General features: G+C 38.9%; 2 protein-coding genes. Both read left to right on the top strand.

Annotated elements, in window-relative coordinates; genetic code table 11:
- Nucleotides 1–316, top strand: a 316-nt coding sequence (locus Xinn_RS23650) for a transposase (RefSeq protein WP_211285986.1), incomplete at its 5' end; no start/stop codon positions are given.
- Between the two features lie 178 nt (nt 317–494).
- The gene (locus Xinn_RS20920) at nt 495–1,043 is read left to right on the top strand and encodes an ATP-grasp domain-containing protein (protein ID WP_099137815.1); all 549 of its coding nucleotides are present in this window, start codon (nt 495–497) and stop codon (nt 1,041–1,043) included.
- Nucleotides 1,044–1,138: the final 95 nt, after the last annotated feature.

Below are 1,138 nucleotides of genomic sequence, written 5' to 3'. Positions count from 1 at the left end.
ATTCATTGCCGAAGCCTGTGGTCTTAATGAGGGACTGGGAGTGAAAGGCCAGTGGGGAACGCTTCAATCCATGGAGACACGCATGCAGTTTCTATCAGACCCGACACATCGGATCCGATTCGTTTATACCCCCAAACACGCTTCCTGGTTAAATCAAATTGAATGTTGGTTCAGTCTGGTCTCCCGACATTTGCTCAGGCGGCTTTCCGTCAGCAGCAAAGCGATATTACGGACATGCATTTTAAAATATATCGAATATTACAACCGGGTATTAGCTAAACCTTTTAAGTGGCTTTACCGTGGGAATACAAAGTGATGTCATTAATTGCAGAATACACCACTAGATAATTAATCCTATTTATTGCTGATTTAATGAATTAAAAAAATAAATCTATACCCGATAGATTTCAGGTAGTTGACTGCTGGAACTCATTCAGTAATTCAACTATCTGAAATACTAAGGGGATATATATTGTGAATTTTAAGGATACTCAATGAAACCGAATGCAATTCTATTTGTTGATATTGATGAAGCGGATGTAACACGTTACTACTATCGTGAGCCGCACTTCGCAGCAGCAAAAAAAATGGGAATATCTTGTCTTACTGTAGCGCATAAAGATCGTCGGAATACAGAACGGCTTTTTGCTGACAGCGATGAAGTTTTTTTATTAGATTCGTTGTCGGCTGAATCCTTGCAGGGTTTTATTATTAGATTGCAACAAACTTACAATCTGTGCGCTATTCTTTGTTATGTGGGGCAGGCCTCTGCTTATGGGCAAATGGGATGTATTATTGCCGAAATATGCCAAAAAATCGGCATACCTCACGCATCTTCTGCTTCTATTGCTGCCTGTAATAATAAATTCCTTATGCGTCAGGCACTACAAAAAAACGGTATCAGGTCAATAAAATATGCATTATGTAACAGTGAAGAGGAATTATATGAGCAAGCAGAAATAATTGGTTATCCTGTTATCATAGACAGGATCTTAAGAATTAAGCCTTTCAAAACACGCATCCAATGTTTTGTTTTTACATGATTTTCTTTGTGGTGTTTTGAACGCGTTCTGGCATAAATATTCTTGTGCTTTTTCCAGCCAAAAATACGTTTCCGACCACGCCTTTTGGAGCAGGT

It is taken from the genome of Xenorhabdus innexi (assembly GCF_002632485.1).
In the GTDB taxonomy this organism is placed as follows: domain Bacteria; phylum Pseudomonadota; class Gammaproteobacteria; order Enterobacterales; family Enterobacteriaceae; genus Xenorhabdus; species Xenorhabdus innexi.
The sequence above is the reverse complement of the archived record's forward strand: the minus strand, read 5'-3'. Positions and strand labels throughout refer to the sequence as shown.

Bases quoted from the DNA above. Each gene is read 5' to 3' on its own strand.
- Xinn_RS20920 (WP_099137815.1), top strand. From the start codon at position 495: ATGAAACCGAATGCAATTCTATTTGTTGATATTGATGAAGCGGATGTA.